The sequence below is a fragment of the Clostridium sp. C105KSO13 genome, from assembly GCF_001517425.1.
Taxonomy (GTDB): Bacteria; Bacillota; Clostridia; order Lachnospirales; family Lachnospiraceae; genus Muricomes.
In genome coordinates, this window is sequence record NZ_FBWL01000167.1 from 42,478 (window position 1) to 67,130 (window position 24,653).

The following is a 24,653-nucleotide window of genomic DNA, read 5'->3' on the forward strand; positions in this document are numbered from 1 at the left end:
CATGACGGTGGAATTTACATTAAATGGAAAAAAGGCGACTGCGGAGGCGGCAGGAGATACTGTGCTGCTGGATGTTTTGAGAAATCTGGGCTGTCACAGTGTAAAATGTGGCTGTGAGACGACTAACTGTGGGCTGTGTACCGTTTGGATCAATGGAAAATCGCGGCTTTCCTGCTCTGTACTTGCGCTGAGCATAGAAGGAGAGCAGATTACGACTCTGGAGGGTGTGAAAGAGGAGGCTGAGGAGTTTGGAAGCTTTCTCGCAGCGGAAGGAGCGGAGCAATGCGGTTTTTGTTCCCCGGGATTTATTATGAATGTACTTGCCATGATGAAAGAACTGGAGAATCCCGGTTTGGAGGAAATTAAAGAATATCTTTCGGGAAATCTGTGCAGATGTACAGGATATATGGGGCAGCTGCGGGCTATATGTAAATATATGGAATCTAGAAAAAAGGAGGTGCATTCATGAGAGTGGTAAATCAGCCTGTACCTAAAGTAGACAGCCGGGCACTGGTTGCAGGACAACCGGTATATACCGATGATCTGGCACCGGCGGACTGCCTGATTGTAAAACTGCTGAGAAGTCCTCATGCCCATGCACTGATTCAAGATATCCACTTGACAAGAGCATTGGCAGTACCCGGAATCGAATGCATTTTGACATACAAGGATTGCCCGGATAAACGCTTTACTATGGCAGGTCAGTCATATCCGGAGCCAAGCCCTTATGACAGACTGATTTTAGATCAGCGAGTCAGGTTTGTAGGGGATGTTGTGGCGATTGTGGCGGGAAGCAGCAAGGAAGCTGTAAACAAAGCTTTAAAACTAATTAAAGTAAAATACCAATTGCTGGAGCCTTTGCTGGATTTTCGAAAGGCGAAAGACAATGCTATTTTAGTTCACCCGGAGGATGACTGGAAAAGCCTTTTCCCTGTGGGTGCTGATAATAAAAGAAACCTTTGTGCACATGAGGAAGAGGGGGAGGGAGATATCGAGGGGGTGCTGGCTTCCTGTGACTATGTACTGGACAGAACTTATCATACTAAGGCTAACCAGCAGGCCATGATGGAGACCTTCCGCACTTATACCCATCTGGATACTTATGGAAGATTGAATGTAATATCCTCCACCCAGATTCCGTTTCATGTACGCCGTATTCTGGCGACGGCTCTCGATATACCAAAGTCAAAGATCCGAGTCATCAAGCCCAGAATCGGCGGAGGTTTCGGTGCAAAGCAGACTGCGGTTACCGAAGTCTATCCGGCGCTGGTTACCTGGAAGACTGGAAAACCGGCAAAGATTATATTTACCCGGGAGGAATCTTTTATCGCATCGTCTCCCAGACATGAGATGGATGTCCGGGTCAGAATTGGGGCTGACAAGAGTGGAATTATAAAGGGAATCGATATGTATACCCTGTCCAATACCGGGGCATTCGGAGAGCATGGGCCGACCACGGTGGGATTGTCGGGGCACAAATCTATTCCTCTTTATGGAAAAACAGAGGCTTTTCGCTTCATTTATGATGTGGTTTATACAAATGTGATGTCTGCTGGAGCCTATCGGGGGTACGGTGCAACCCAGGGCATATTTGCGGTGGAGTCCGCCGTAAATGAACTGGCCGGGGTACTTGGCATGGATCCGGTTGTGCTGCGTGAAATGAACATGGTGAAGGAGGGGCAGATTATGCCCGCTTACTATGGAGAGACTGCAAACAGCTGTGCCCTTGACCGCTGCCTGGCGCGGGCAAAGAAGATGATTGATTGGGAACATAAATATCCCTGCCGGGATATGGGAGGCGGCAAAGTCCGCGGCGTAGGTGTAGCTATGGCTATGCAGGGCTCCGGTATTGCCGCTCTGGACACGGCATCCGTGGAAATCAGGATCAACGATGATGGGTTCTACACTCTGATGGCAGGCTCTACAGATATGGGAACAGGAAGCGATACCGTACTGGCTCAGATAGCTGCCGAATGTCTGGACTGCAGCATGGAGGAAATTGTCGTACACGGTGTAGATACAGATTCTTCCCCTTATGACTGCGGCTCCTATGCATCCAGCACAACTTATGTGACAGGAATGGCTGTACTTAAGACCTGTGAAACACTGCGGCAAAAAATTTGTGACAGAGGAGCGGCCTTCATGGACTGTGCTCCGGAGGATGTGGAGTTTGACGGGGAAAAGGTCTGGAATTTAAAAACCGGAGAAAGCATAGCCAGACAGGAAATCGGCAACCGTGTGATGTGTAATAATGAAAAAGCACTGTACGCAAGCGAGGCATTTTCATCTCCGGTATCTCCTCCCCCATTTATGGTCGGCATGGCCGAGGTAGAGATAGATAAGGAGACGGGGCAGGCTGAAATGATAGATTATGTGGCAGTGGTAGACTGTGGAACCGTGATGAACCCCAATCTGGCAAGAGTTCAGACAGAGGGCGGAATTGCCCAGGGAATCGGCATGGCACTTTGTGAGGATATTGTGTATAACCAAAATGGAAAGAATTATAGCAACTCATTTATGCAGTATAAAATTCCCAGCCGTTTAGACGTAGGAGAGATTCGCGTTGAGTTTGAGAGCAGCTACGAACCTACCGGACCCTTTGGGGCGAAATCTATAGGGGAGATTGTAATAAATACCCCACCTCCGGCTATTGTAAATGCTATACAGAATGCAACCGGTGTTTTGATAAGAGAACTTCCCGTTACTGCTGAGAAAATTTACTATGGACTGAAAAATAAAGAGAAATGAACTTCATAAGGCAGAACATCGGTTTCCATGATGCCCCGTGGCAGCCCACATCCCGATAGTTATGCATTATTAACAAAATTGCATAAAATTAGATACAAGAGAGCAAAATGATAATTATTTTCATTTTGCTCTTGTTTTTTGCAAAATGTGATGTTATACTGTGCGTGAAATCAAAGAAAACCCGCATTTATCGGAGGAGGATCTTATATATGAAACAGTATGAACAATGGGATGGTTTTAATGGAAGACTCTGGAAAGAGGATATCGATGTTCGTGATTTTGTACAAAAAAACTATACTCCTTATGCAGGAGATGAAAGCTTCCTGGCAGAACCTACAGAGGCGACAAACCAATTATGGGGCAAACTTCAGCAGCTTCAGAAAGAAGAGCGTGCCAAAGGCGGCGTTCTGGATATGGAGATTGAGGTGGTTTCCGGACTGACAGCTTACGGGCCAGGATATATTGATGAAGAAGTAAAAGACTTAGAGCAGGTAGTAGGGCTTCAGACAGATAAGCCGCTGAAAAGAGCTTTTATGCCTTATGGCGGTATTAAGATGGCAGAACAGGCATGCACAACTTATGGATATCAGCCCAGCGAAAAGCTGCATGAGATTTTCACAAAGTATCATAAGACACATAATCAGGGAGTATTTGACATTTACACCCCGGAAATGAAAAAAGCGCGTCACAATAAAATTATCACCGGGCTTCCGGACACATACGGAAGAGGGCGTATTGTGGGCGACTACCGCCGGGTTGCGCTTTACGGAATAGACCTTCTTATTGAAAAGAAGATGGAAGACTTCAACGAAACTGAAAGACACGGAATGAAAGGAACAGATTTCCGTCTCCGTGAAGAGGTGGCAGATCAGCTGAAGGCTCTGAAAGAAATGAAAGAAATGGCAGCAGTCTACGGTTATGATATTTCTCAGCCCGCAAAAAATGCAAAAGAAGCAGTACAGTGGCTGTATTTTGGATACCTGGCAGCGATTAAGACACAGAACGGTGCAGCTATGAGTGTTGGGCGTATCTCTACATTCCTGGATATTTATATTCAGAGAGATATGGAAAAAGGTCTGATAAATGAGACCCAGGCTCAGGAATTGGTTGACCACCTGGTTATGAAATTTAGAATGGTGAAGTTTGCAAGGATTCCTTCCTATAACGAACTGTTCTCCGGTGATCCGGTATGGGCGACCCTGGAGGTAGCAGGAATCGGGCAGGACGGGCGTCCTATGGTTACGAAAAATGACTATCGTTTTCTTCACACCCTGGAAGACATGGGACCTTCACCGGAGCCAAACCTGACAGTGCTGTATTCCTCAAGACTGCCGGAGAGCTTTAAGAAATATGCTTCCCACATTTCAATTGCCACAAGTTCTATCCAGTACGAGAACGACGATGTTATGCGTCCGGTATGGGGGGATGACTATTCAATCTGCTGCTGTGTATCAGCCACACAGACAGGTAAGGAAATGCAGTTCTTCGGTGCCCGTGCCAATCTGGCAAAATGTCTGCTCTATGCAATCAACGGTGGCCTGGATGTGAAGTCAGGACAACAGGTGGGACCGGCATATAAACCGATTACTTCTGAATATCTGGATTATGATGAGGTGATGGATAAGTATGACAAGATGATGGAGTGGTTGGCTAAGTTGTATGTGGATACATTGAACATGATTCATTATATGCATGATAAATATTATTACGAAGCTGCGGAAATGGCTCTGATTGATACAGACGTGAGAAGAACATTTGCAACAGGAATTGCAGGTTTCTCTCATGTGGTTGATTCTTTAAGTGCAATCAAGTATGCTAAAGTTAAGGCAATCCGTGATGAGTCAGGTGCAGCTGTGGACTTCAAGACAGAGGGAGACTTCCCGAGATACGGAAACGATGATGACCGTGCAGATGATATTGCAGTGTGGCTGCTGAAAACCTTCATGGGCAAATTGAGAAAATGCCATACCTACAGAAATTCAGAACCTACTACTTCAATTTTGACCATTACTTCTAATGTAGTATATGGCAAAGCAACAGGCTCACTTCCGGATGGCAGAAAAGCCGGGGAGCCCCTGGCACCGGGCGCAAACCCTTCTTACGGTGCAGAACAGAATGGACTATTAGCTTCTCTGAACTCAGTTGCAAAACTTCCTTATGAAGATGCACTGGACGGCATTTCAAATACACAGACAATCAGTCCGGGAGCATTGGGACACAATCCTAAAGAACGTATTGACAATCTGACTCATGTGCTGGATGGGTATTTTGATCAGGGAGCACATCATCTGAATGTCAATGTATTCGGAAAAGAAAAATTGATTGATGCTATGGAACATCCGGAAAAAGAAGAGTATGCCAACTTTACAATCCGTGTGTCCGGGTATGCAGTGAAGTTTATCGATTTGACACGTGAACAGCAGATGGATGTTATTTCCAGGACATGCCACGCAGAAATGTAAAGCTGTAAGCTAGATATAAAAGGTTTGATCCACCATGCAAAGGGGTCTGACCCCTTCCGCAAAAGGGTCAGACCCTTTTGCGATTGACAACAATCTAATTTTATCAAATATGAGGTGAAGATTATGAAAGGACAAAAAGAATTGACAGGATATATTCATTCGTTGGAAAGCTTTGGTTCCGTAGACGGACCTGGTGTGCGGTATGTGATTTTCATGAGCGGCTGTGCAATGCGCTGCCAGTTCTGCCATAATCCCGACACCTGGAACATGCATTCCGGCACACAGTACACAGCAGATGAACTTCTGACCAAAGCCGGAAAGTACCGTTCCTATTGGGGGAGTGAAGGGGGAATCACCGTAAGCGGGGGCGAGCCGCTGCTGCAGATAGATTTTCTGACTGAGTTGTTCCGAAAAGCAAAGAAGGAGGGGATTCACACTGCGCTGGACACAAGTGGTAATCCCTTCACAAGAAATGAACCGTTTTTTGGAAAATTTCAGGAATTATTAAAATACACAGATTTAATATTGCTGGATATCAAGCATATAGATGAGGAGCAGCACCGAATACTGACAGGATGCACAAACAGCAATATTCTGGACATGGCAGAGTATCTGTCAGAAATCGGAAAGCCTGTATGGATCAGGCATGTTCTGGTTCCCGGACGAAGTGATAAAGATGAGTATTTAAAAAAGCTGGATATCTTCCTTCAAAAGCTGCATAATGTAGAAAAAGTGGAAGTTCTCCCCTACCATACACTTGGGACATATAAGTGGAAGGAACTGGGGCTTACCTATCCGCTGGAGGGCGTAAAACCTCCATCCAAAAGGCGCGTGGAGAATGCCAGGCGGCTGCTCCATGCCGAGGAGGAAGAGAAAGAGTGAAATTTAGTTAGTTTTAAAAGCAGAGAGCGTATATTTCTATTCATCTGGTACATGCTAATCTTGAGGTGAAGAAGTATGTCTGAAAAATCTATTTGGAGTGAGTCTGCACCTGGAAAAATGCGCTGTTCACTCCAGGGAAATATACGCACCAATGCGGTGATTATCGGCGGTGGAATGGCAGGAATTCTGACCGCCTATTTTTTAGGCCAGGCGGGGATACCCTGTATTGTGTTGGAAGCAGATAGAATCGGTAGCGGGCAGACGAAAAACACAACTGCAAAGGTGACCTCCCAACACGGTCTGATATATGAAAAGTTGTTGCAGGACGTGGGATTGGAGAAGGCAAAACAATATGCCCAGGCAAATCAGGAGGCAATTGAAAGATATCGAAATCTTGCGGGAATGTTAAAAGATGATGTAGACTGGGTAGACTGTTCCGCCTATTTATATACAAAAGAAAATACAAAAAAGCTGCAGCGGGAATTTGAGGCAGCTAAGAAGGTCGGTATCACGGCTGAACTTACAGAGAAGACAAGACTTCCCTTTGAAGTAAAACAGGAATTAGAATTCAAGGGACAAGGACAGTTCCATCCTCTGAAATTTTTATATAGTCTGGCAGAAGATGTTACTGTATATGAAAAGACAAAAGTGAAGTTTGTAGAAGGGCATGTAGTGAAAACGGATTCGGGAGAAATACATGCGGAGAATATTGTATTCGCATGTCATTATCCATTTCAGAATAAACCAGGCTACTATTTCCTGCGCATGCATCAGGAAAGAAGCTATGTTCTGGCGGTAAAATCCGGTAGTATACTGGACGGTATGTATTATGGTATTGATGAAGATGGAGTTTCTCTCCGACACTGGGGAGAATATCTGCTTCTGGGAGGAGGAAGTCACCGTACCGGTAAAAAGATATGTGAAAATCCCTATGATTATTTAACGCGTGTGGCAGATGAATACTGGCCGGGATGTCCCGAGGCTGCCCACTGGTCTGCGCAGGACTGCATGACGCTGGACCAAATACCCTATATTGGGCAGTACAGCCGAAATCGGCCATACTGGTATGTGGCGACTGGGTTTAAGAAATGGGGAATGACAGGTTCAATGGTGTCAGCTATGCTCTTGTCCGACCTTATTTGCAAAAGAAAAAGTAAATATGCAGAAGTGTTTTCTCCTCTGCGGTTTCATATGCAGACTTCTGTGGGGCCGTTATTCAATGAAAGCGGTCATGCGGCAGCTGGATTGATGAAGCGGGCGGCAGGAGCGCCGGAAGATAAGCTGGAAGCTCTGCGTCCGGGGCAAGGCAGCATTATTGAACACGATGGCAGAAAGTACGGTGCATATAAGGATGAATCCGGCAGGGTGTATATGGTATCGGCGAGATGCCCGCACCTGGGGTGTCAGCTTCAATGGAACAAAGTGGAAAAAAGCTGGGACTGTCCATGTCACGGCTCACGTTTTGACTTTATGGGCAGACGTTTGGATGAACCTGCACAGGAAGATATAGAATGCCATACATGCTGACAAAGGGATAAATATTAGAAATGAAGGTTATTTTAAAATAGTAGCTTTGTAGGAAAATAGGCAGGGAGGCTAAACTAAGATGCAGACTCGTTATTTTCATGGAGACAAGAAGCATTCTCCATATTTTGAGGGCTGGTATTTAAAGCATCAGATCGAGGAAAAGACTATTGCATTTATTCCGGCGGTCCATGCAGATAAGAATGGAAAATGGAGTGCCTCCTTACAGGTACTACTAAGTGACGGTAAAAATGACGGAGCGTGGTATCTGCCCTGGCCTACAAAGGAGTGTAAAGTTGAAAGAAACAAGTTTAGGGTGCAGCTGGGAGAAAACATATTTTCCGAAAAGGGGATATCTATTGATATAGAAAATGAGAAACTTTCGGTTCACGGAAAAGTTGCTTATTCAGGGTTTCAAAAAATCCGGGGCGATATTATGGGGTTTTTTAGATTTCTTCCGCTTATGCAGTGCAGCCATGGTGTTATTAGTATGTGTCACAGTTTGAAAGGAAATCTTAAAATTAACGGAGAAATTATTAAGTTTACAGGCGGCAAGGGTTATATTGAAACAGACTGGGGCCGGTCTTTTCCCAGGGATTATCTTTGGACACAATGTTGGTTTGGGGATAAAAACAGTATTATGGTATCTGCCGCTGACGTTCCTATCATGAGAAAAAGTTTCAGAGGGTGTATCTGTGCCATCCATTACAATAGGAAAGAGTATCGGCTTGGAACTTATTACGGAGCAAGAATTCCTGTATATGGAGATGGAAGAATTGCACTGAAGGAAGGTCGGAAGTTGTTGAAGGTTACAAGACTGGATGAGCATCCTTTCAAGCTTAGGGCGCCGGCTTTGGGAAGCATGGAACGAATGATTAAGGAGAGCCCGATATGCCGGGTGCGGTATGAGTTTTGGGTGGGAAAGAAAAAACTCATCGATATAATATCCGGGCAGGCATCCTATGAACAGGTACTTTGAGAAAATTCTATTGAGTTACCCTGTTTTTCCGTTTATAATAGAAAAATGGGGTGTTTTCATCCCTGTATTAAAAACGTGTAAAGAGGGAAGATAAATGAATAAGAAAGAAGTACTTGAAATCAGAAAACAGTTTACTCCGGCTGATTGTGCCATCACCCGTATCTGCGGCTGCTATGTGGACCATGAAAAAAATAAGAGAATGGAGTCCAGAGATGCATTTCTCTCTCTGCCTGAGGAGGAAGCCTTTAAGTATTTTGATATTTTCAAGAAGACGCTGTCAGGAACAATGGGAAAGAATATGCTTCATATGGAGTTCCCACTGGATTCGGAGATGCCGGGGGGCACACAGGAATTTCTGCTAAAGCTAAGAGACAGCAAGCTGGAAGATGACGGGCTTTTGGAGGAGTTCTATGATAAGATTATAGAAAGCTACATATATGAGGAAAATTATTATATTGTTTTAATTCATGCTGCGTATGATATTCCGGGCAAATCCTCTGACGGTATTGAAATGTTTGATGCGTCTGATAATGTGTACGAGTATCTTTTATGCAGCATTTGTCCGGTAGCCCTGTCCAAACCGGGACTTTATTACAATACCGAGGATAACCGGATCCAGGACAGAATCCGGGATTGGATAGTGGACAAGCCGGATAAGGGGTTCTTATTCCCTGCATTTACCGATAGAAACATGGATATTCACGGGGTACTTTACTATACAAAGAAATCAGAAGATTTGCAGGAACAACTGATTGAAGATGTCCTGGGGGCAAAAACCCCTATGTCTGCGGATACCCAGAAAGAGACATTTCAAATGTTGATTGAGGACACTCTGGGTGAGGATGGTGACTATGAAACGGTTCGTAATATCCATGAAACGCTGAATGAAATGATAGAGGAGCACAAGGAAGAACCTGAACCACTGGCACTGGACAAGACAGATATGAAGAAGATTTTTGAAAAAAGTGGTGTTCCCAATGAAAACATGGAAAGCTTTGATAAGAATTTTGAGGAGACGGCGGGAGAGAAAGCTTCTCTATTAGCATCAAATATTACGGAGACAAGAAAATTTAATATTGAGACACCAGATGTTATTATTAAAGTAAATCCGGAGAGAACGGATTTGGTGGATACCCGTGTCATCGACGGAAGACAGTGCCTTGTAATCGCGGTGGATGATCATATAGAAGTCAACGGAGTGAATGTAAGGACCCTCAAAAGTATGAAAGCAGAACCGGAAAGAGAGGTGGAATAATAAGCGGCAGAGATTGAAAATTCTTGTCAAATGTGATATTGTTAAAACATGGACAAAGCAAGACAAAACTATAATAACAGCCTTGCAGGCATGGGGAATGTCTGATGTGCTGTCTCATTGGCCTTCAGCATAATATCAATAAGACAGTGCACTAATATGAAATGTCCGGAAAGGGTGGCAGTTTAATGATTTATTGTGGAAAGCATTTGATTACAGGAGACGGAAAAACACATCTTACAGATGCAGCGGTAGTTGTGAACAAAGAGGGAAAGATTCAGGATGTAGGCGCCCAAAATGAGATGGTGAGTAAGTATCCGGAGGATAAAGTGAAGGATTACGGGGATGTGACAATTCTTCCGGGACTTTGCGACATGCATGTACATTTTGGATATTATTATAGTCAGCCGGATCAGTTTAATTTTGATGATTATATGATTGCCTATTATGCTCAGGAGCAGGCACAGATCGCACTAAGTCTTGGAATTACAACTGTCCGTGATTTGTCTTCTCCCCACAATCTGTGCAAGCAGCTTCGTCTGGCAGGCGAGAAGGGATATGTAAAAGTACCGAGAATTATTCACTCCGATGCAGGCATATGCATGACCGGCGGCCACGGATATGATGACGGAATTGAAGAGGCAGATGGCGAGTGGGAAATCCGCAAAGAAATCAGAAAACAGCTGCGTGACGGTGCCGATTGGGTAAAGATTTTAACGAGCAGTAGAACGAGTACACCGGAATTTACCCAGGAAGAGTTAAATGCAGCAGTGAATGAGTCTCATCGGGTAGGCGTAAAATGTGCAGTGCATGCAGGTCTTCAACCGGCCCTTCAGATGTCAATAGATGCTGGATTTGACACCATTGAACACGGAACATTCCTTACATATGAGCAGGTAAAGCAGATGGCAGAAAACGGCCAGGCATGGGTTCCGACGATGACAGCCTATACTGTTCTTTATGAGTTCTGCAAAGAGAAGCTGGAGGCGGGATATGACAGTGGAGACAGAATTGCGGCAAAAGCAATAAAAGATATGGCTTTCTTTGAGCCGGCTTACAATGCGTACAAAGATAATTTCAAGAAATTCTATGATACAGGCGTGACAGTCTGCACCGGAAGTGACATGGTTCTGTATGAGGCTCCTCCGCTCCCTATCAACCGTGAGATGGAGCTTATGGTAGAGTATGGTATCACACCGCTTCAGGCTATTGAAACAGCCACATCTAACCCGGCAAAAGTGCTTGAAATAGAAGATGTAATGGGACAGCTGAAAGCAGGGCTGGAGGCAGATATGATTGTAGTGAAGGGCAACGTGGCTGAGGACATCAAGGCGGTCAATAACCTGGTGGATGTTTATCAGAGCGGTACTTTGGTATATACAACCCCGGAAAAATAACAGGCAGAATAGTAATATACGAAAAGCAGAGCATTGGACAGCTCTGCTTTTTATAAGAAAATCCGGACTAAGAGAAAAAGCAATAGAGAGGACAGCAGATTAATATGAAATACGATTTTACAACGATTATGGACAGAGCCGGTCATGATGCAATGGCTGTGGAACAGATTCCTGTGGAAGGAGCGGAAGTAAAAGAAGGATTTGCGAAAATTCCCATGTGGGTTGCCGATATGAACTTTCCTACACTGCCGACTATTTTGGATCAAATGGAAGAAAGGCTGAAACATCACCATTTTGGATACTTTGGTTTATCTGATCAGTATTACAAAAGTATTATAAGCTGGCACAGGGACAGATTTGGGATGACAGGGATGAAGAAAACCGACATCGGGTATGAGAACGGCGTGCTTGGCTGTGTTTCATCATCAATTCAGGCATTTACAGCTCCGGGGGAGGCTATATTGCTGCATTCACCCACTTATATCGGATTTACAAAGACGGTAGAAAATCTGGGCAGAAAAATTGTATTGAGTGATTTAAAGCAGGATGAAAAGGGTATCTGGCGCATGGACTACGCGGACATGGGGAAAAAGCTTGAAGAACATCATATTCACTGTGTTATCTTCTGCTCCCCTCACAATCCATCAGGAAGAGTGTGGGACAAAGAGGAGATTGAGAGAGCGCTGGAGATCTATAAAAAGTATGACTGTGTAGTAATATCCGATGAGATATGGGCAGACCTTACGCTGCCGGACTATACACATATTCCAACGCAGTCCGTATCTGAGGATGCGAGAAACAGGACAGCTGCCATATATGCACCTTCCAAAACTTTTAATCTTGCGGGACTGATCGGAGCTTATCATGTGATATACAATTCTTATCTGCGGGATCGAGTAGAAAAGCTGGCAGGCGCTTCTCACTATAATTCCTGTAATGTCCTTTCTATGCATGCATTGATCGGTGCGTATAAACCGGAGGGAAGAGAATGGGTGGATGAGCTGAGACAGGTAATCGGGGAAAATGTAGAATATTCTTACAATTATATTACCAGCCATTTTAAAGGTGTGTCCTTGGGGAAGCCGGAGGGAACCTATATGCTGTTCCTGAACTGTGAAAAGTGGTGCCAGGAGCATAAGAAGAGCCTGGATGAACTTCTCAGAGCCGGAATAGAAGTCGGAGTTATCTGGCAGGATGGCAGACCCTTTCACGGGGAGTATGCAATCCGTGTGAATCTGGCTCTGCCTCATGAACTGGTGAAAGAGGCCATGGAAAGACTCAAGAAATATGTATTTATATAAGCGTGGCCATCAATAACCAATATATGATTCATTTTCCTCACCCCATGACATGATACGAAAGGCAAGAAATACCACCTGCGGGTGATATCTTTATCATATCAAACACAGGTGGCATTATCTACTTTACCTTTTATAAAAATTAAACTTCTGTACTTTCTGCGGTAACTGTATCCTCATCAGTATTGCTGTCTATCGGAGCATTGCGTGCTTCGGTGACAGTTACAACATCGGCATCTACGTCGGTAATTAGATCAATATCTTTATCTACTGCAATATCCAGATCCTTTACTTTAACGGTATCCCCAATCTTCATATCACCTACATCGATAGAGACTTTTTCAACCAGCGCAGAGGGAAGTGCTTTGAATGCAATTTCACGCAATTGCAGCTGTACAACTCCGGCCACTACCTTCTCATGGTTCAGAAGAACTACTTCTGCAACGGAATTAACCTTTTCATCGCTGACCAGGGCCTGGAAATCTATCTCGTAAATCGAGCTGCCCATTGGTGCAAAATCAACTTCCTTAATCAGAACATCCATGGATTGTCCATCTAAATCCAGCATAATCTGACTTCCTCGGCTATTGGTTTTAAGCAGGCGTTTTGCAGCGCCTTTTTCAATCTGGATTGGGATGGATCTTTTTATCTCCCGTCCAAATACATTGCCGGTAACAAATCCTTCTCTTCTTAGTCGTTTGGCTTTTGTTTTCATGTCTCGTTTTTCAGCTTTTAAAGTATTCATTTATCTTTTCCTCCAAAATTCTGAATCCATTACTTAGCAGCCTCAAAAATAAACAGGTTTTGTTAAGTAGATTTCTTTGTTACATTTATATTATAACATCTGTGTCAAGTACTAATTGGAACAGTTCAGCCATCAGCTTGATGCCGTAAATTACAAAAATTACTTTAAAAACCGTACGCGGTATGCTATAATATTTTAAGGTAAAAGAGGCCTGCAGTATAAATATAGGAGGAATTCATTATGAAACATATTAAAACACTGAACACACAGACATTGAATCATACAGTAAAAAAAGGCGGCTGCGGAGAATGTCAGACATCTTGCCAGTCAGCGTGTAAGACATCCTGCACAGTTGGAAACCAGACATGCGAGCAGAAGCGATAAGCTGTACTAAGTGTGACAGTTCAGCTATCAGCTTGATTCTGCTGAACTGCTGTAATAAAATATAGCTATGTGGCTTTAAGGGCAGCGGCTTTAGCCGCTGCCTTGTGTTTGTTGGCGGGACGGCGCTTTTGGGGCGGCCTGGGATATTAAGAAAAGGGGGAACTGTTGTGATACATCAGTACCAAAATAATGGATATAACATTGTCCTCGACGTGAACAGCGGAGCTGTCCATGTTGTGGACAAGATAGCATATGATGTAATGGAAGCTCTGGAAACTATGAATTCATTTCATACTCCACAGACTTTGAAAGATGAGGATACTTATCGTTATCTTCTGGAGCATTTTGGACAGGTTTACAGTGAAGAGGACTTAAAAGACGTTCTGGAGGCTGTCATTGAACTGACAGAGGCCGGCAGGCTCTTTACGAGAGACATTTATGAAGATTATATCGATGAAGTGAAGCAGAGAAAGACGGTGGTAAAGGCTCTGTGTCTTCATATTGCCCACGACTGCAACTTGGCCTGCAGATATTGTTTTGCAGAGGAAGGAGAATATCACGGAAGAAGGGCCCTGATGTCCTATGAAGTGGGAAAGAAAGCCCTGGATTTTCTGATTGCCAGTTCCGGAAGCAGACGGAATCTGGAAGTAGACTTTTTTGGCGGAGAGCCGTTGATGAACTGGAAGGTGGTAAAGGAGCTGGTAGCCTATGGGCGGGAGCAGGAAAAGCTGTACAACAAGCATTTTCGTTTCACTCTGACTACGAATGGAGTCCTTTTAAATGATGAGGTTCAGGAGTTTGTGAACCGTGAGATGGACAATGTTGTTTTAAGCCTGGACGGTAGGCGGGAGGTCAATGATAAGATGCGCCCCTTCAGAAATGGAAAGGGCAGCTATGATCTGATCGTGCCGAAATTCCAGAAGCTGGCAGAAAGCAGGAACCAGCAGAAGTATTACATACGAGGGACATTCACCCGGGACAATCTTGATTTTTCTAATGATGTGATGCATTTTGCGGATTTGGGATTTGAACAGATTTCTATTGAACCAGTTGTGGGGGAGGAGACAGACCCCTATGCGATCAGAGAAAGCGACCTGCCTCAGATTTTTCATGAATATGATGTACTTGCGAAGACCATGGTGGAACGAGAACGTAAAGGCGAGGGATTTACTTTCTTCCATTTTATGCTGGACTTGGAGGGTGGTCCCTGCGTGGCTAAGAGGTTGTCCGGATGTGGTTCGGGCACAGAATACCTGGCAGTTACTCCCTGGGGGGATTTATACCCATGTCATCAATTTGTGGGACAGGATGAGTTCCTCATGGGAAACGTGGACGAGGGCATTGTAAAGCCGGAGATTGCAGATGAATTCAGAGGCTGCAGTGTTTATTCCAAGGATAAGTGCCGGAACTGCTTCGCAAGGTTTTACTGCAGCGGCGGCTGTATGGCAAACTCTTATAAGTTTAACGGTACAATTAACAATACCTACGATGTCAGCTGTGAAATGGAGCGCAAACGTGTGGAATGTGCAATCATGATAAAGGCAGCGCTGGCGGACAGACTGTAGGCTTCGCTGCCGGCAGCGGCACACTATATCCGCAATTTGTCCTCTGGTTATATTTAGAAGGGTAAATTGTGGATTTTTTTTATGAGGAGGACAAAAGGTGGAAAAATGGTTCCTATCGATGAAGAAAGCGGATTTTAACCAGATTGCCCGGAAATACAATATTTCTCCTATTCTTGCAAGGCTGATACGGAACCGGGATTTGATTGGAGATGAGCAGATTGATTTCTATTTAAATGGCACAATTGCTGATTTATACGACGGAATACTTATGAAAGATATGGACAAGGCCGTGGAGATTCTTTCGGAAAAGATTCGGGAGGACAAGCCTATCCGGGTCATTGGGGACTATGACATAGATGGGGTAAATGCAACTTATGTGCTTCAGGAAGGAATTTCAAAGCTGGGTGGAAATGTGGATACCGATATTCCAGACCGTATGAGGGATGGATATGGATTAAACCAAGCCCTCATCGACAGGGCCCTGGCAGACGGGATTGATACAATTATCACCTGTGACAATGGGATTGCGGCGGCAGATGAGATTGATTACGGCAGGCAGCAGGGACTCACTGTGATAGTAACGGATCATCATGAGGTTCCCTACTTGGAAGACGGTGGTGAAAAAGAGTATATTTTGCCTCGGGCGGATGCGGTGGTCGACCCTCATAGGACGGATTGCGAATATCCCTTCAAAGAATTGTGCGGGGCAGCGGTTGCTTATAAGTTGATTGAGGTTCTGTTCGAAGTAATGCTAAGAGATGTGGATGATATCGATTACTTAATGGAAAATGTGGCAATTGCGACGGTAGGAGATGTAATGGATCTGACCGGGGAAAACCGGATTTTTGTAAAGCAAGGTCTGGAAATGCTCAAGCGTACACATAATTATGGCCTGAGGGCGCTGATTGAATGTACTAAAATTTCCGTAGAAAGGTTATCGGCGTATCATATCGGATTTGTGCTGGGACCCTGCATCAATGCCAGCGGCCGGCTGGATACGGCAAAGCGGGCATTGGAACTTTTGATGGCGGATAATTGCAGAGATGCTATGATGCTGGCAGAGGATCTGAAGGCATTAAATGATAGCCGAAAGCAAATGACGGAAAAAGGGGTAGAGGAAGCGGTGAGGCAGATTGAGGAGGGCCCTCTGAAGGAAGATAAGGTGCTGGTCGTTTATCTTCCCGACTGCCACGAAAGTATAGCAGGGATTATTGCCGGCAGAATAAGAGAAAAGTATTACCGCCCGACATTTGTGCTCACCCGGGGAGCCCGGGGGGTAAAGGGCTCCGGCCGCTCCACCCCTGTCTACAATATGTTTGAGGAGATGTGCCGCTGCCGGGAGTTGTTTACTAAGTTCGGGGGACATAAGCTTGCGGCAGGACTATCTCTTGAGGAGGAGAATGTGGACAAGTTCAGGAGAAGCATCAACGAGCTTTCCAATTTGTCTGCGGATGACCTGCTTCCAAAGGTATCCATTGATATGCAGCTTCCGTTTGTTTATGTTACAGAAACTCTTGTGGAGGAAATAGAGCTTATGCAGCCATTTGGAAAGGGAAATCCCAGGCCTCTGTTTGCAGAAAAACACTTGAAAGTGATTAATCCAAGAATTATCGGAAAAAATCAAAATGTTCTGAAATTCCAGGCAGAAGATGTAAACGGGAACAGACTGCAGGCTGTTTACTTTGGAGAAGTTCATGAATGCCTGAAATATATGGAGCAAAAACAGGAGCTGTCGCTTACATTTTATCCTTCTGTCAATGAATATAGGGGCGTGAAGAATCTTCAGATTACGGTAGTAAACTATCAATAGTCTCCTATGGCCGGACTATTACGGATTTAAATAAGGAAATAGTTTGAAAACTGAAAAAATAATGGTATACTTAATTCTATCTATGACACTTACGACAGGAGAAAGGGGGAATTGATATGGCTGGAACTCCGGAATACGAATTGCTGAACAAAAATTTAGAGGTTGTCGAAGGACATACCGTGAAAGCACCGGAAGATTATCAAGACCCTGAACAATTGTATCAGTCCTTGATAGACCGAATAAAAAAATATCATCCGTCCGCGGATATTACGATGATTGAGAAAGCATACCGTGTGGGAAAGGCAGCTCACAAGGAACAGATACGTAAATCCGGGGAGCCTTATATTATTCATCCTCTGTGGGTGGGAATTATCCTGGCTGATCTGGAGATGGATAAAGAGACGATTGTGGCTGGGATGCTTCATGATGCGGTGGAAGATACGGAAATGACGCTGGAGGACGTGACAAGAGAGTTTGGTGACGAGGTTGCTCTTCTAGTAGATGGTGTCACAAAATTAGGACAATTGTCTTATTCTCAGGATAAGCTTGAAGTGCAGGCGGAGAATTTGCGCAAGATGTTTTTGGCCATGGCCAAGGATATACGTGTTATTATCATTAAGCTGGCAGACCGTCTGCACAATATGAGAACTCTGGAGTATATGACGCCTGCTAAGCAAAAAGAAAAAGCCAGAGAGACCATGGATATCTATGCTCCTATTGCTCACCGGCTTGGTATTTCTAAGATCAAGACGGAGCTGGATGATTTATCTCTGAAGTATTATCAGCCGGAGGTTTATTATAATCTGGTTAGAGAGCTGAACGAGCGCAAGACTGAGCGTGAGGAATTTGTGCAGCAGATTGTGGCAGAGGTATCCACTCACATGAAAAATTCCAACATCACCGCCAAGGTTTACGGGAGAGTAAAGCATTTTTTCAGCATATATAAAAAGATGGTTAATCAGAATAAGACACTGGACCAAGTGTATGATATATTTGCTGTGCGCATTATTGTGGATTCTGTTAAGGACTGTTACGCGGCTCTTGGAGTTATCCATGAGATGTACACTCCCATACCGGGGCGCTTCAAAGACTATATTGCCATGCCCAAAGCCAATATGTACCAGTCCCTTCATACAACTTTGATGGGACCTTCCGGCCAGCCCTTCGAAATACAAATCCGTACGGAAGAGATGCATAAGACGGCTGAGTACGGAATTGCGGCCCACTGGAAATACAAGGAGGGGGGAGGAAACGGCAAGAGTGTGGAGGCCCAGGAAGAGGAAAAGTTAAGCTGGCTGCGCCAGATTCTTGAATGGCAGAGAGACATGTCGGATAACAGGGAATTTTTAAGCCTTTTAAAAGGAGATTTGGATCTGTTTGTCGATGATGTATACTGTTTTACTCCCGACGGAGATGTGAAAAGTCTGCCTAACGGTTCCACACCGGTGGATTTTGCCTACAGCATACACAGCGCAGTGGGCAATAAAATGGTAGGTGCCAGGGTCAACGGAAGACTGGTAAATATAGATTACAAGATTCAAAACGGTGACAGGGTTGAGATTTTGACCTCTCAGAATTCTAAGGGGCCGAGCCGGGACTGGCTGAATATTGTAAAGAGTACCCAGGCAAAAAACAAGATTAATCAGTGGTTCAAAAAAGAGTTTAAGGAAGACAACATTATCCGTGGAAAGGAACTGATTTCAACCTATTGTAAGGCAAAAACTATTAACCTTTCGGATGTTTTAAAGCCTAAATATCAGCAGGTGGTACAGCAAAAATATGGATTTAAGGATTGGGATGCAGTTCTGGCGGCAGTTGGCCACGGCGGCCTGAAAGAGGGCCAGATTGTGAACCGTCTTGTGGAGGAATATGAGAAGGAGCACAAAAAGGAAATAACAGATGAAACGATTCTGGAAAGACTATCCGAGGCCGGCAGTCAGAAGGTACATGTGGCCAGGTCCAGAAGCGGAATTGTAGTCAAGGGCATGAACGATATGGCGGTACGTTTTTCAAAGTGCTGCAATCCGGTTCCTGGTGATGAAATTGTTGGTTTTGTGACAAGAGGGCGGGGAATGTCTATTCACAGAACTGACTGTGTCAATATCATACATTTATCTGGTTCAGAACGGGAACGTTTGATTGATGCCGAGTGGGAAACGGATGAGTCAGAGAACAGTGGCGGACAGTATCTGGCAGAGCTGAAGGTATTTGCTCATGACAGAAAGGGTCTTCTATTGGAATTCACCAGACTATTTACCGAGGGGCAGATTGATGTCAAGTCTATGAATGTCCGGACCAGTAAAAAAGGAACTGCTACTTTAGAGTTGGGATTTATTGTTCATGGACGGGAAGAGCTGAACAGAATTATTGAGAAACTGCGTCAGGTAGAAGGCGTGATGGATATAGAAAGAACAGCGGGGTAGGAAGAGATGAAAATAGAGCGATTTGTAATTGGCATAATAAGTACAAACTGTTATCTTGTGCAGAATGAAGAATCAAATGAGTGCTTTCTGGTAGATCCGGGGGCTTGCCCGAAAAAGCTGGTGGATCATATCAAAAGTTCGGGCCTGGATATGAAAGCAATTCTGCTGACCCATGGACATTTTGACCATATTCTGGGGATTGATGGATTTTTGAAGGAATTTCCTGTTCCGGTTTATGCCCATGAGGCCGAGAAAGAGCTGCTAAAAGACGCTTCCTTAAACTCCTCGGTTACCTACGGGCCGGGTTACACTTTTTCCGATGCGTGTTATCTGAAAGATTGGGAGAAACTGACTGTAGCAGGAATGGAGATAGAAACAATCTATACACCGGGACATACTTCCGGAGGGTGCTGTTATTACATCCAGTCAGAGGGAGTTCTGTTTAGTGGGGATACCTTGTTTCGTGCTTCCATAGGCAGAACTGATTTTCCGACCGGAAGCAGCAGCCAGCTGATCCATTCTATTCAGGAAAGGTTAATGTGCCTGCCGGGAGAGACAAAAGTTTATCCGGGTCACATGGATGAGACTACCATTGACTTTGAACAGGCTCACAACCCGTTTTTATAAGAGGAAAGGAAGACTGCTAAACGGATGACAATAGATATCAGCAGTAAAGAGACTTTATATAGTTATAATTTATATCATGTAGTAAAGGCCTTTTTCCCCAATGCGGAAATCAGGCAGAAGGTGGATGAAAGGCAAGAACCTCTGGCAGAATTAGTGTTGGAAGAGGGTTCTTGCTTTTCCATTCCCGGATCAGAGGTGAGGGCGTGCCTGGACAGACAGGAGGCAAAGCACCATGTGACAAAACTTATTTATGAGTATTTAAGCAAAGAAACTGGGAAAAAACTAGCATGGGGAATGCTGACAGGTATACGACCCACTAAATTGATTATGCAGATGATCGAAAATGGAATAAGTGATAAAGAAATTGTAAAGTTTCTTAATGATACTTATAGTGTCAGCATGGAAAAGGCTGTTCTAGGCTGTGAGATTGCCCGGCGGGAAAAAGAACTGCTGCAGAAGGTGGATTATGATCGGGGGTACAGCCTGTATATCGGCATACCTTTCTGTCCCAGTATCTGTTCCTATTGTTCTTTCGGTTCCTCACCTCTTGACAGGTGGGCAGACCGGATGGATCTGTATGTGGATGCGTTGTGTAAGGAAATTGCGTTTATCGGACAGGCTGCCCGTGGGAAGAGACTTAATACAATTTATATAGGGGGCGGGACCCCAACATCCCTTGAGGCAGAGCAGCTGGAAAGACTTCTTAATCTGCTGGATTCTACTTTTTCCTATGAATATCTGCAGGAGTTTACCGTTGAGGCGGGGAGACCGGACACCATTACCCGGGAGAAGCTGGAGGTTCTTGCAAAACATCCGGTGACCAGAATATCGATAAATCCCCAGACTATGCAGCAGAAGACTTTGGATGAAGTGGGGCGCTGTCACACAGTGCAGGAGGTAAAGGATGTTTTTTATCTCGCAAGGGAGCTGGGCTTTGATAACATTAATATGGATTTAATTGCAGGTCTGCCAGGTGAGGATGCAGTGGACATGCAGGATACACTGCAGCAGATAGAAAGCTTAAGGCCGGACAGTTTGACAATCCATGCGCTTGCTATCAAACGGGCCGCAAAGTTTGGACAGGAGCACAGGCGGATAGATTTACATTCGGAAATTGCACAGATGGTGGAGGCAGGTGCCGATGCAGCAAAGCGGATGGGCCTGCAGCCATATTATCTGTACCGGCAAAAAAACATGGCAGGAAATTTTGAGAATGTGGGTTACGCGAAGGTTGACAAAGCCGGAATATACAATATACTTATTATGGAAGAAAAGCAGACGATTCTCGCGGCAGGTGCAGGCGCTTCTACAAAGATAGTCTTTCCTGATAAGATCACGCTGGAGAACGGTAAGCAGAGTAATCTGGTGAGAATAGAAAATGTAAAGGACATTGAGTCATATATCAGGCGTATCGACGAAATGATAGAGAGAAAAGGAGCAAAATGGCTATGGCATTAAAGAAGAAACCAGTCACGGGGATGAAGGACATGATGCCCGGTGAAATGGAAATCAGAGACTATGTAATCGGACTTATAAAGGACACGTATAAGTCCTTTGGATTTTCCTCGATCGAGACACCTTGTGTGGAACATATAGAAAACCTGTGCAGTAAACAGGGTGGGGACAATGAAAAATTGATTTTCAAGATTCTAAAGCGAGGGGAAAAGCTGAAACTTGATACTGCCCGGACGGAAGGTGATCTGGTGGACGGAGGACTTCGCTATGATCTGACGGTGCCTTTGTCCCGTTATTATTCCAACAATGCCAATGATCTTCCCTCACCTTTTAAGGCATTACAGATGGGAAATGTATGGCGGGCGGACAGACCCCAGAGAGGACGCTTCCGTCAATTTATGCAGTGCGATATCGATATTTTGGGAGAGCCCGGCAATCTGGCAGAGATTGAGCTGATACTTGCAACCTCCACGCTTTTGGGTAAGCTTGATTTTCAGAACTTCACCATCCGCATCAATGACAGGCGGTTCTTAAAGGCAATGGCTGACTACAGTGGCTTTAAGGAAGAAGACTATGAAACTGTATTTATCATACTGGATAAGATGGATAAAATCAGTTTAGAAGGCGTGGCAGCAGAATTAGAGGAATGTGGCTATGAAAAAGAAGCGGTTGAAAAATATCTCCGGTTATTCAAAGAGATTACGAACGATGTGGAGGGTATTCGTTACTGTAAAGAAAAACTGGAAGGCTTTCTTGCGGATGATGCAGCGGATTCGCTCGAAATGATTATTACCAGTGTAGAAAGTGCGAAAGAAGCAAAGTTTAACATTTGTTTCGACCCCACACTTGTCCGGGGGATGTCTTATTACACAGGAACCATATTTGAAATTTCTATGGACGAGTTTGGAGGCTCTGTGGGCGGCGGCGGACGATACGATGAAATGATTGGGAAGTTTACCGGGCAAAATACACCTGCTGTAGGATTTTCCATTGGTTTTGAAAGAATCGTCATGCTTCTTCAGGAGCGTGGGTTTCAGATTCCCACCGGCAAAGATAAGAAAGCATTTCTGATGGAAAAAGGAATGTCAAAAGAAGGAATGCTCAAGATTCTGAATCTTGCAAAAGAAGAAAGGGCTGCAGGAAAGCAGGTTTTGATAGTTAACATGAAAAAGAACAAAAAGTTCCAGAAGGAACAGCTGAAGGAAGAAGGATACGGTGATATCATGGAATGTTACCGGGATAATGAGTAAGTAAATTGCGAAAAATGTGTAAAGGGGAGTGTCCCCTTTGGAGAGGATGATAAGAATGGCAGAGTCAATGATGGGGTTAAAACGGACCCACCGCTGCGGTGAGCTGTCCGGTAAAAACGTCGGAGAAAATGTAACTGTAATGGGCTGGGTGCAGAAAAACCGCAATAAGGGCGGAATTGTTTTTGTAGATTTAAGAGACCGCTCAGGTATTCTTCAGATTGTATTTGAGGGGGAAGAGAAGCTGGCATTGATCGAGCGGGCAGCAAAACTGCGCAGTGAATTTGTAATAGCTGTTGTGGGTAAAGTAGAAAAGAGAAGCGGTGCTGTGAATGAAAATCTGGCAACAGGGGAGATTGAAATCAGAGCTGAGGAATTGCGGATTCTTTCTGAATCCGAGACCCCGCCGTTTCCTATCGAGGAAAATAGCAAAACGAAAGAAGAACTCCGTCTGAAGTATCGGTATCTGGATTTGAGAAGACCGGATTTACAGAGAAACCTGATGATGAGAAGCAAGGTTGCCACCCTGACTCGCCAGTTTTTAGCCGAGGAAGGTTTTCTGGAAATTGAAACCCCGGTACTGGGAAAGAGTACACCAGAGGGGGCAAGAGATTATCTGGTTCCCAGCCGTATTCATCCGGGGAGTTTTTATGGGCTGCCCCAATCTCCGCAGCTGTTTAAGCAGCTCTTAATGTGTTCTGGGTATGATCGTTATTTTCAGATTGCAAAATGTTTCCGTGATGAGGACCTGCGTGCAGACAGGCAGCCGGAGTTCACCCAGATTGATATGGAGCTTTCTTTTGTGGATGTAGACGATGTGATTGATGTCAACGAAAGATTGCTGACAAAATTGTTTAAAGAAGTACTGCATATAGAAGTAACGCTCCCTATTCAAAGAATGACCTGGCAGGAGGCAATGGACCGCTATGGCTCAGACAAACCAGATATCCGTTTTGGCATGGAGCTGATAGATGTGACAGAGACTGTGAAGGACAGTGAATTTATTGTATTCAAGAGTGCTATAGAAAATGGCGGAACAGTCCGTGGTATCAATGCAAAAAGACAGGGAGGCATGCCCCGCAAAAAGATAGACAAACTTGTTGATTTTGCAAAAGACTTTGGCGCAAAAGGTCTTGCCTATGTTTCCATCCAGGAGGACGGCACAGTAAAATCTTCTTTTGCGAAGTTTATGACGGAGGAAGAAATGCAGAATCTGATCCAGGCTATGGCAGGTGAGCCAGGAGATTTACTTTTGTTTGCCGCAGACAGAAATAAAGTCGTCTGGGATGTGTTGGGCAATCTGCGCCTGGAAATAGCAAGACAGTTGGAAATACTGGATAAAGATGAGTACAGATTCCTCTGGGTGACAGAATTTCCTCTTTTGGAGTGGAGTGATGAGCAGAATCGTTTTCTGGCAATGCACCATCCTTTCACCATGCCTATGGAGGAGGACTGGCAGTATATTGACTCTGATCCGGGAAGAGTCCGCGCAAAAGCGTATGATATTATATTAAACGGCAATGAAATCGGCGGAGGAAGTATCCGTATTCATCAGAATGATATACAGGAAAAAATGTTTGAGGTTCTGGGCTTTACAAAGGAACAGGCGCATAGCCAGTTCGGTTTCCTTCTGGATGCATTTAAATATGGAGTTCCGCCGCATGCAGGACTGGCTTACGGGCTGGATAGACTTGTGATGCTCATGGCAAAGGAAGACAGTATCCGCGATGTTATGGCGTTCCCAAAGATCAAAGATGCTTCCTGTCTGATGACAGAAGCCCCGGGTCAGGTGGATGAAGCGCAGCTTCATGAGCTGGGACTGGAAATATACAATTCTGAAAAGTAAAATAAATGG

Annotated in this window: 18 protein-coding genes; 17 read left to right on the forward strand and 1 reads right to left on the reverse strand. The window is 44.6% G+C overall.

Annotated elements, in window-relative coordinates:
- Position 1 precedes the first annotated feature (1 nt).
- The 9 genes from BN3456_RS09890 to BN3456_RS09930 all read left to right on the forward strand — a co-directional run bounded on the left by BN3456_RS09890 (position 2) and on the right by BN3456_RS09930 (position 12,545).
- Positions 2–469, forward strand: a complete 468-nt coding sequence (locus tag BN3456_RS09890) for a (2Fe-2S)-binding protein (protein ID WP_089983981.1) — start codon at positions 2–4, stop codon at positions 467–469.
- Positions 466–2,748: a xanthine dehydrogenase family protein molybdopterin-binding subunit gene (locus tag BN3456_RS09895; protein ID WP_089983982.1), complete on the forward strand. Its 2,283-nt coding sequence runs from the start codon at positions 466–468 to the stop codon at positions 2,746–2,748. Before BN3456_RS09890 ends, BN3456_RS09895 begins: the two co-directional genes overlap by 4 nt.
- A 209-nt stretch (positions 2,749–2,957) precedes the next feature.
- Positions 2,958–5,210 (forward strand): formate C-acetyltransferase, encoded by a 2,253-nt coding sequence (gene pflB, locus BN3456_RS09900; RefSeq protein WP_089983983.1) that lies wholly within the window; start codon positions 2,958–2,960, stop codon positions 5,208–5,210.
- A gap of 123 nt (positions 5,211–5,333) precedes the next feature.
- Positions 5,334–6,092: a pyruvate formate-lyase-activating protein gene (gene pflA / locus BN3456_RS09905; protein WP_089983984.1), complete on the forward strand. Its 759-nt coding sequence runs from the start codon at positions 5,334–5,336 to the stop codon at positions 6,090–6,092.
- A 75-nt stretch (positions 6,093–6,167) separates the two neighbouring features.
- Positions 6,168–7,619 carry an FAD-dependent oxidoreductase gene (locus BN3456_RS09910; protein ID WP_089983985.1) on the forward strand — a complete coding sequence of 484 codons (1,452 nt, stop codon included), beginning with the start codon at positions 6,168–6,170 and terminating at the stop codon, positions 7,617–7,619.
- A 79-nt stretch (positions 7,620–7,698) separates the two neighbouring features.
- The gene (locus BN3456_RS09915) at positions 7,699–8,595 is read left to right on the forward strand and encodes a tocopherol cyclase family protein (RefSeq protein ID WP_089983986.1); all 897 of its coding nucleotides are present in this window, start codon (positions 7,699–7,701) and stop codon (positions 8,593–8,595) included.
- 94 nt (positions 8,596–8,689) lie between these two features.
- A complete protein-coding gene (locus BN3456_RS09920; RefSeq protein WP_089983987.1) occupies positions 8,690–9,850 on the forward strand; it encodes a DUF4317 domain-containing protein in 1,161 nt (386 codons plus the stop codon).
- Between the two features lie 185 nt (positions 9,851–10,035).
- The gene (locus BN3456_RS09925; RefSeq protein ID WP_089983988.1) at positions 10,036–11,244 is read left to right on the forward strand and encodes an amidohydrolase family protein; all 1,209 of its coding nucleotides are present in this window, start codon (positions 10,036–10,038) and stop codon (positions 11,242–11,244) included.
- Between the two features lie 104 nt (positions 11,245–11,348).
- Positions 11,349–12,545, forward strand: coding sequence for a MalY/PatB family protein (locus BN3456_RS09930; protein ID WP_089983989.1), 1,197 nt, complete (start codon positions 11,349–11,351; stop codon positions 12,543–12,545).
- A 139-nt stretch (positions 12,546–12,684) separates the two neighbouring features.
- Here BN3456_RS09930 and BN3456_RS09935 read toward each other — a convergent pair whose 3' ends face one another.
- Positions 12,685–13,287, reverse strand: a complete 603-nt coding sequence (locus BN3456_RS09935; protein WP_089983990.1) for a 50S ribosomal protein L25 — start codon at positions 13,285–13,287, stop codon at positions 12,685–12,687.
- Positions 13,288–13,527: 240 nt separating this feature from the next.
- On the opposite strand from BN3456_RS09935, the gene scfA reads away from it, so the two are divergent.
- The 8 genes from scfA (at position 13,528) to aspS (ending at position 24,644) form a co-directional block, all read left to right on the forward strand.
- Positions 13,528–13,671 carry a six-cysteine ranthipeptide SCIFF gene (scfA, locus tag BN3456_RS09940; RefSeq protein ID WP_087156264.1) on the forward strand — a complete coding sequence of 48 codons (144 nt, stop codon included), beginning with the start codon at positions 13,528–13,530 and terminating at the stop codon, positions 13,669–13,671.
- 167 nt (positions 13,672–13,838) lie between these two features.
- Complete coding sequence (gene scfB / locus BN3456_RS09945) at positions 13,839–15,236, forward strand: thioether cross-link-forming SCIFF peptide maturase (RefSeq protein WP_089983991.1); 1,398 nt, start codon at positions 13,839–13,841, stop codon at positions 15,234–15,236.
- 97 nt (positions 15,237–15,333) lie between these two features.
- Positions 15,334–17,046: a single-stranded-DNA-specific exonuclease RecJ gene (gene recJ / locus BN3456_RS09950; RefSeq protein WP_089983992.1), complete on the forward strand. Its 1,713-nt coding sequence runs from the start codon at positions 15,334–15,336 to the stop codon at positions 17,044–17,046.
- Positions 17,047–17,162: 116 nt separating this feature from the next.
- The gene (locus BN3456_RS09955) at positions 17,163–19,469 is read left to right on the forward strand and encodes a RelA/SpoT family protein (RefSeq protein ID WP_089983993.1); all 2,307 of its coding nucleotides are present in this window, start codon (positions 17,163–17,165) and stop codon (positions 19,467–19,469) included.
- 6 nt (positions 19,470–19,475) lie between these two features.
- On the forward strand, positions 19,476–20,096 hold the full coding sequence (locus BN3456_RS09960; protein WP_089983994.1) for an MBL fold metallo-hydrolase: 621 nt from the start codon (positions 19,476–19,478) through the stop codon (positions 20,094–20,096).
- 24 nt (positions 20,097–20,120) lie between these two features.
- A complete protein-coding gene (gene hemZ / locus BN3456_RS09965) occupies positions 20,121–21,554 on the forward strand; it encodes a coproporphyrinogen dehydrogenase HemZ (protein ID WP_089983995.1) in 1,434 nt (477 codons plus the stop codon).
- On the forward strand, positions 21,545–22,801 hold the full coding sequence (gene hisS, locus BN3456_RS09970; protein WP_089983996.1) for a histidine--tRNA ligase: 1,257 nt from the start codon (positions 21,545–21,547) through the stop codon (positions 22,799–22,801). The genes hemZ and hisS overlap by 10 nt, the downstream gene beginning before the upstream one ends.
- Positions 22,802–22,856: 55 nt before the next feature.
- On the forward strand, positions 22,857–24,644 hold the full coding sequence (gene aspS / locus BN3456_RS09975; RefSeq protein WP_089983997.1) for an aspartate--tRNA ligase: 1,788 nt from the start codon (positions 22,857–22,859) through the stop codon (positions 24,642–24,644).
- The last annotated feature ends 9 nt before the right edge of the window (positions 24,645–24,653 follow it).

Coding starts and splice junctions, on each gene's coding strand:
- BN3456_RS09890 (WP_089983981.1), top strand. CDS start 2: ATGACGGTGGAATTTACATTAAATGGAAAAAAGGCGACTGCGGAGGCG.
- BN3456_RS09895 (WP_089983982.1), top strand. CDS start 466: ATGAGAGTGGTAAATCAGCCTGTACCTAAAGTAGACAGCCGGGCACTG.
- pflB (WP_089983983.1), top strand. CDS start 2,958: ATGAAACAGTATGAACAATGGGATGGTTTTAATGGAAGACTCTGGAAA.
- pflA (WP_089983984.1), top strand. CDS start 5,334: ATGAAAGGACAAAAAGAATTGACAGGATATATTCATTCGTTGGAAAGC.
- BN3456_RS09910 (WP_089983985.1), top strand. CDS start 6,168: ATGTCTGAAAAATCTATTTGGAGTGAGTCTGCACCTGGAAAAATGCGC.
- BN3456_RS09915 (WP_089983986.1), top strand. CDS start 7,699: ATGCAGACTCGTTATTTTCATGGAGACAAGAAGCATTCTCCATATTTT.
- BN3456_RS09920 (WP_089983987.1), top strand. CDS start 8,690: ATGAATAAGAAAGAAGTACTTGAAATCAGAAAACAGTTTACTCCGGCT.
- BN3456_RS09925 (WP_089983988.1), top strand. CDS start 10,036: ATGATTTATTGTGGAAAGCATTTGATTACAGGAGACGGAAAAACACAT.
- BN3456_RS09930 (WP_089983989.1), top strand. CDS start 11,349: ATGAAATACGATTTTACAACGATTATGGACAGAGCCGGTCATGATGCA.
- BN3456_RS09935 (WP_089983990.1), bottom strand. CDS start 13,287: ATGAATACTTTAAAAGCTGAAAAACGAGACATGAAAACAAAAGCCAAA.
- scfA (WP_087156264.1), top strand. CDS start 13,528: ATGAAACATATTAAAACACTGAACACACAGACATTGAATCATACAGTA.
- BN3456_RS09955 (WP_089983993.1), top strand. CDS start 17,163: ATGGCTGGAACTCCGGAATACGAATTGCTGAACAAAAATTTAGAGGTT.
- BN3456_RS09960 (WP_089983994.1), top strand. CDS start 19,476: ATGAAAATAGAGCGATTTGTAATTGGCATAATAAGTACAAACTGTTAT.
- hemZ (WP_089983995.1), top strand. CDS start 20,121: ATGACAATAGATATCAGCAGTAAAGAGACTTTATATAGTTATAATTTA.
- hisS (WP_089983996.1), top strand. CDS start 21,545: ATGGCATTAAAGAAGAAACCAGTCACGGGGATGAAGGACATGATGCCC.
- aspS (WP_089983997.1), top strand. CDS start 22,857: ATGGCAGAGTCAATGATGGGGTTAAAACGGACCCACCGCTGCGGTGAG.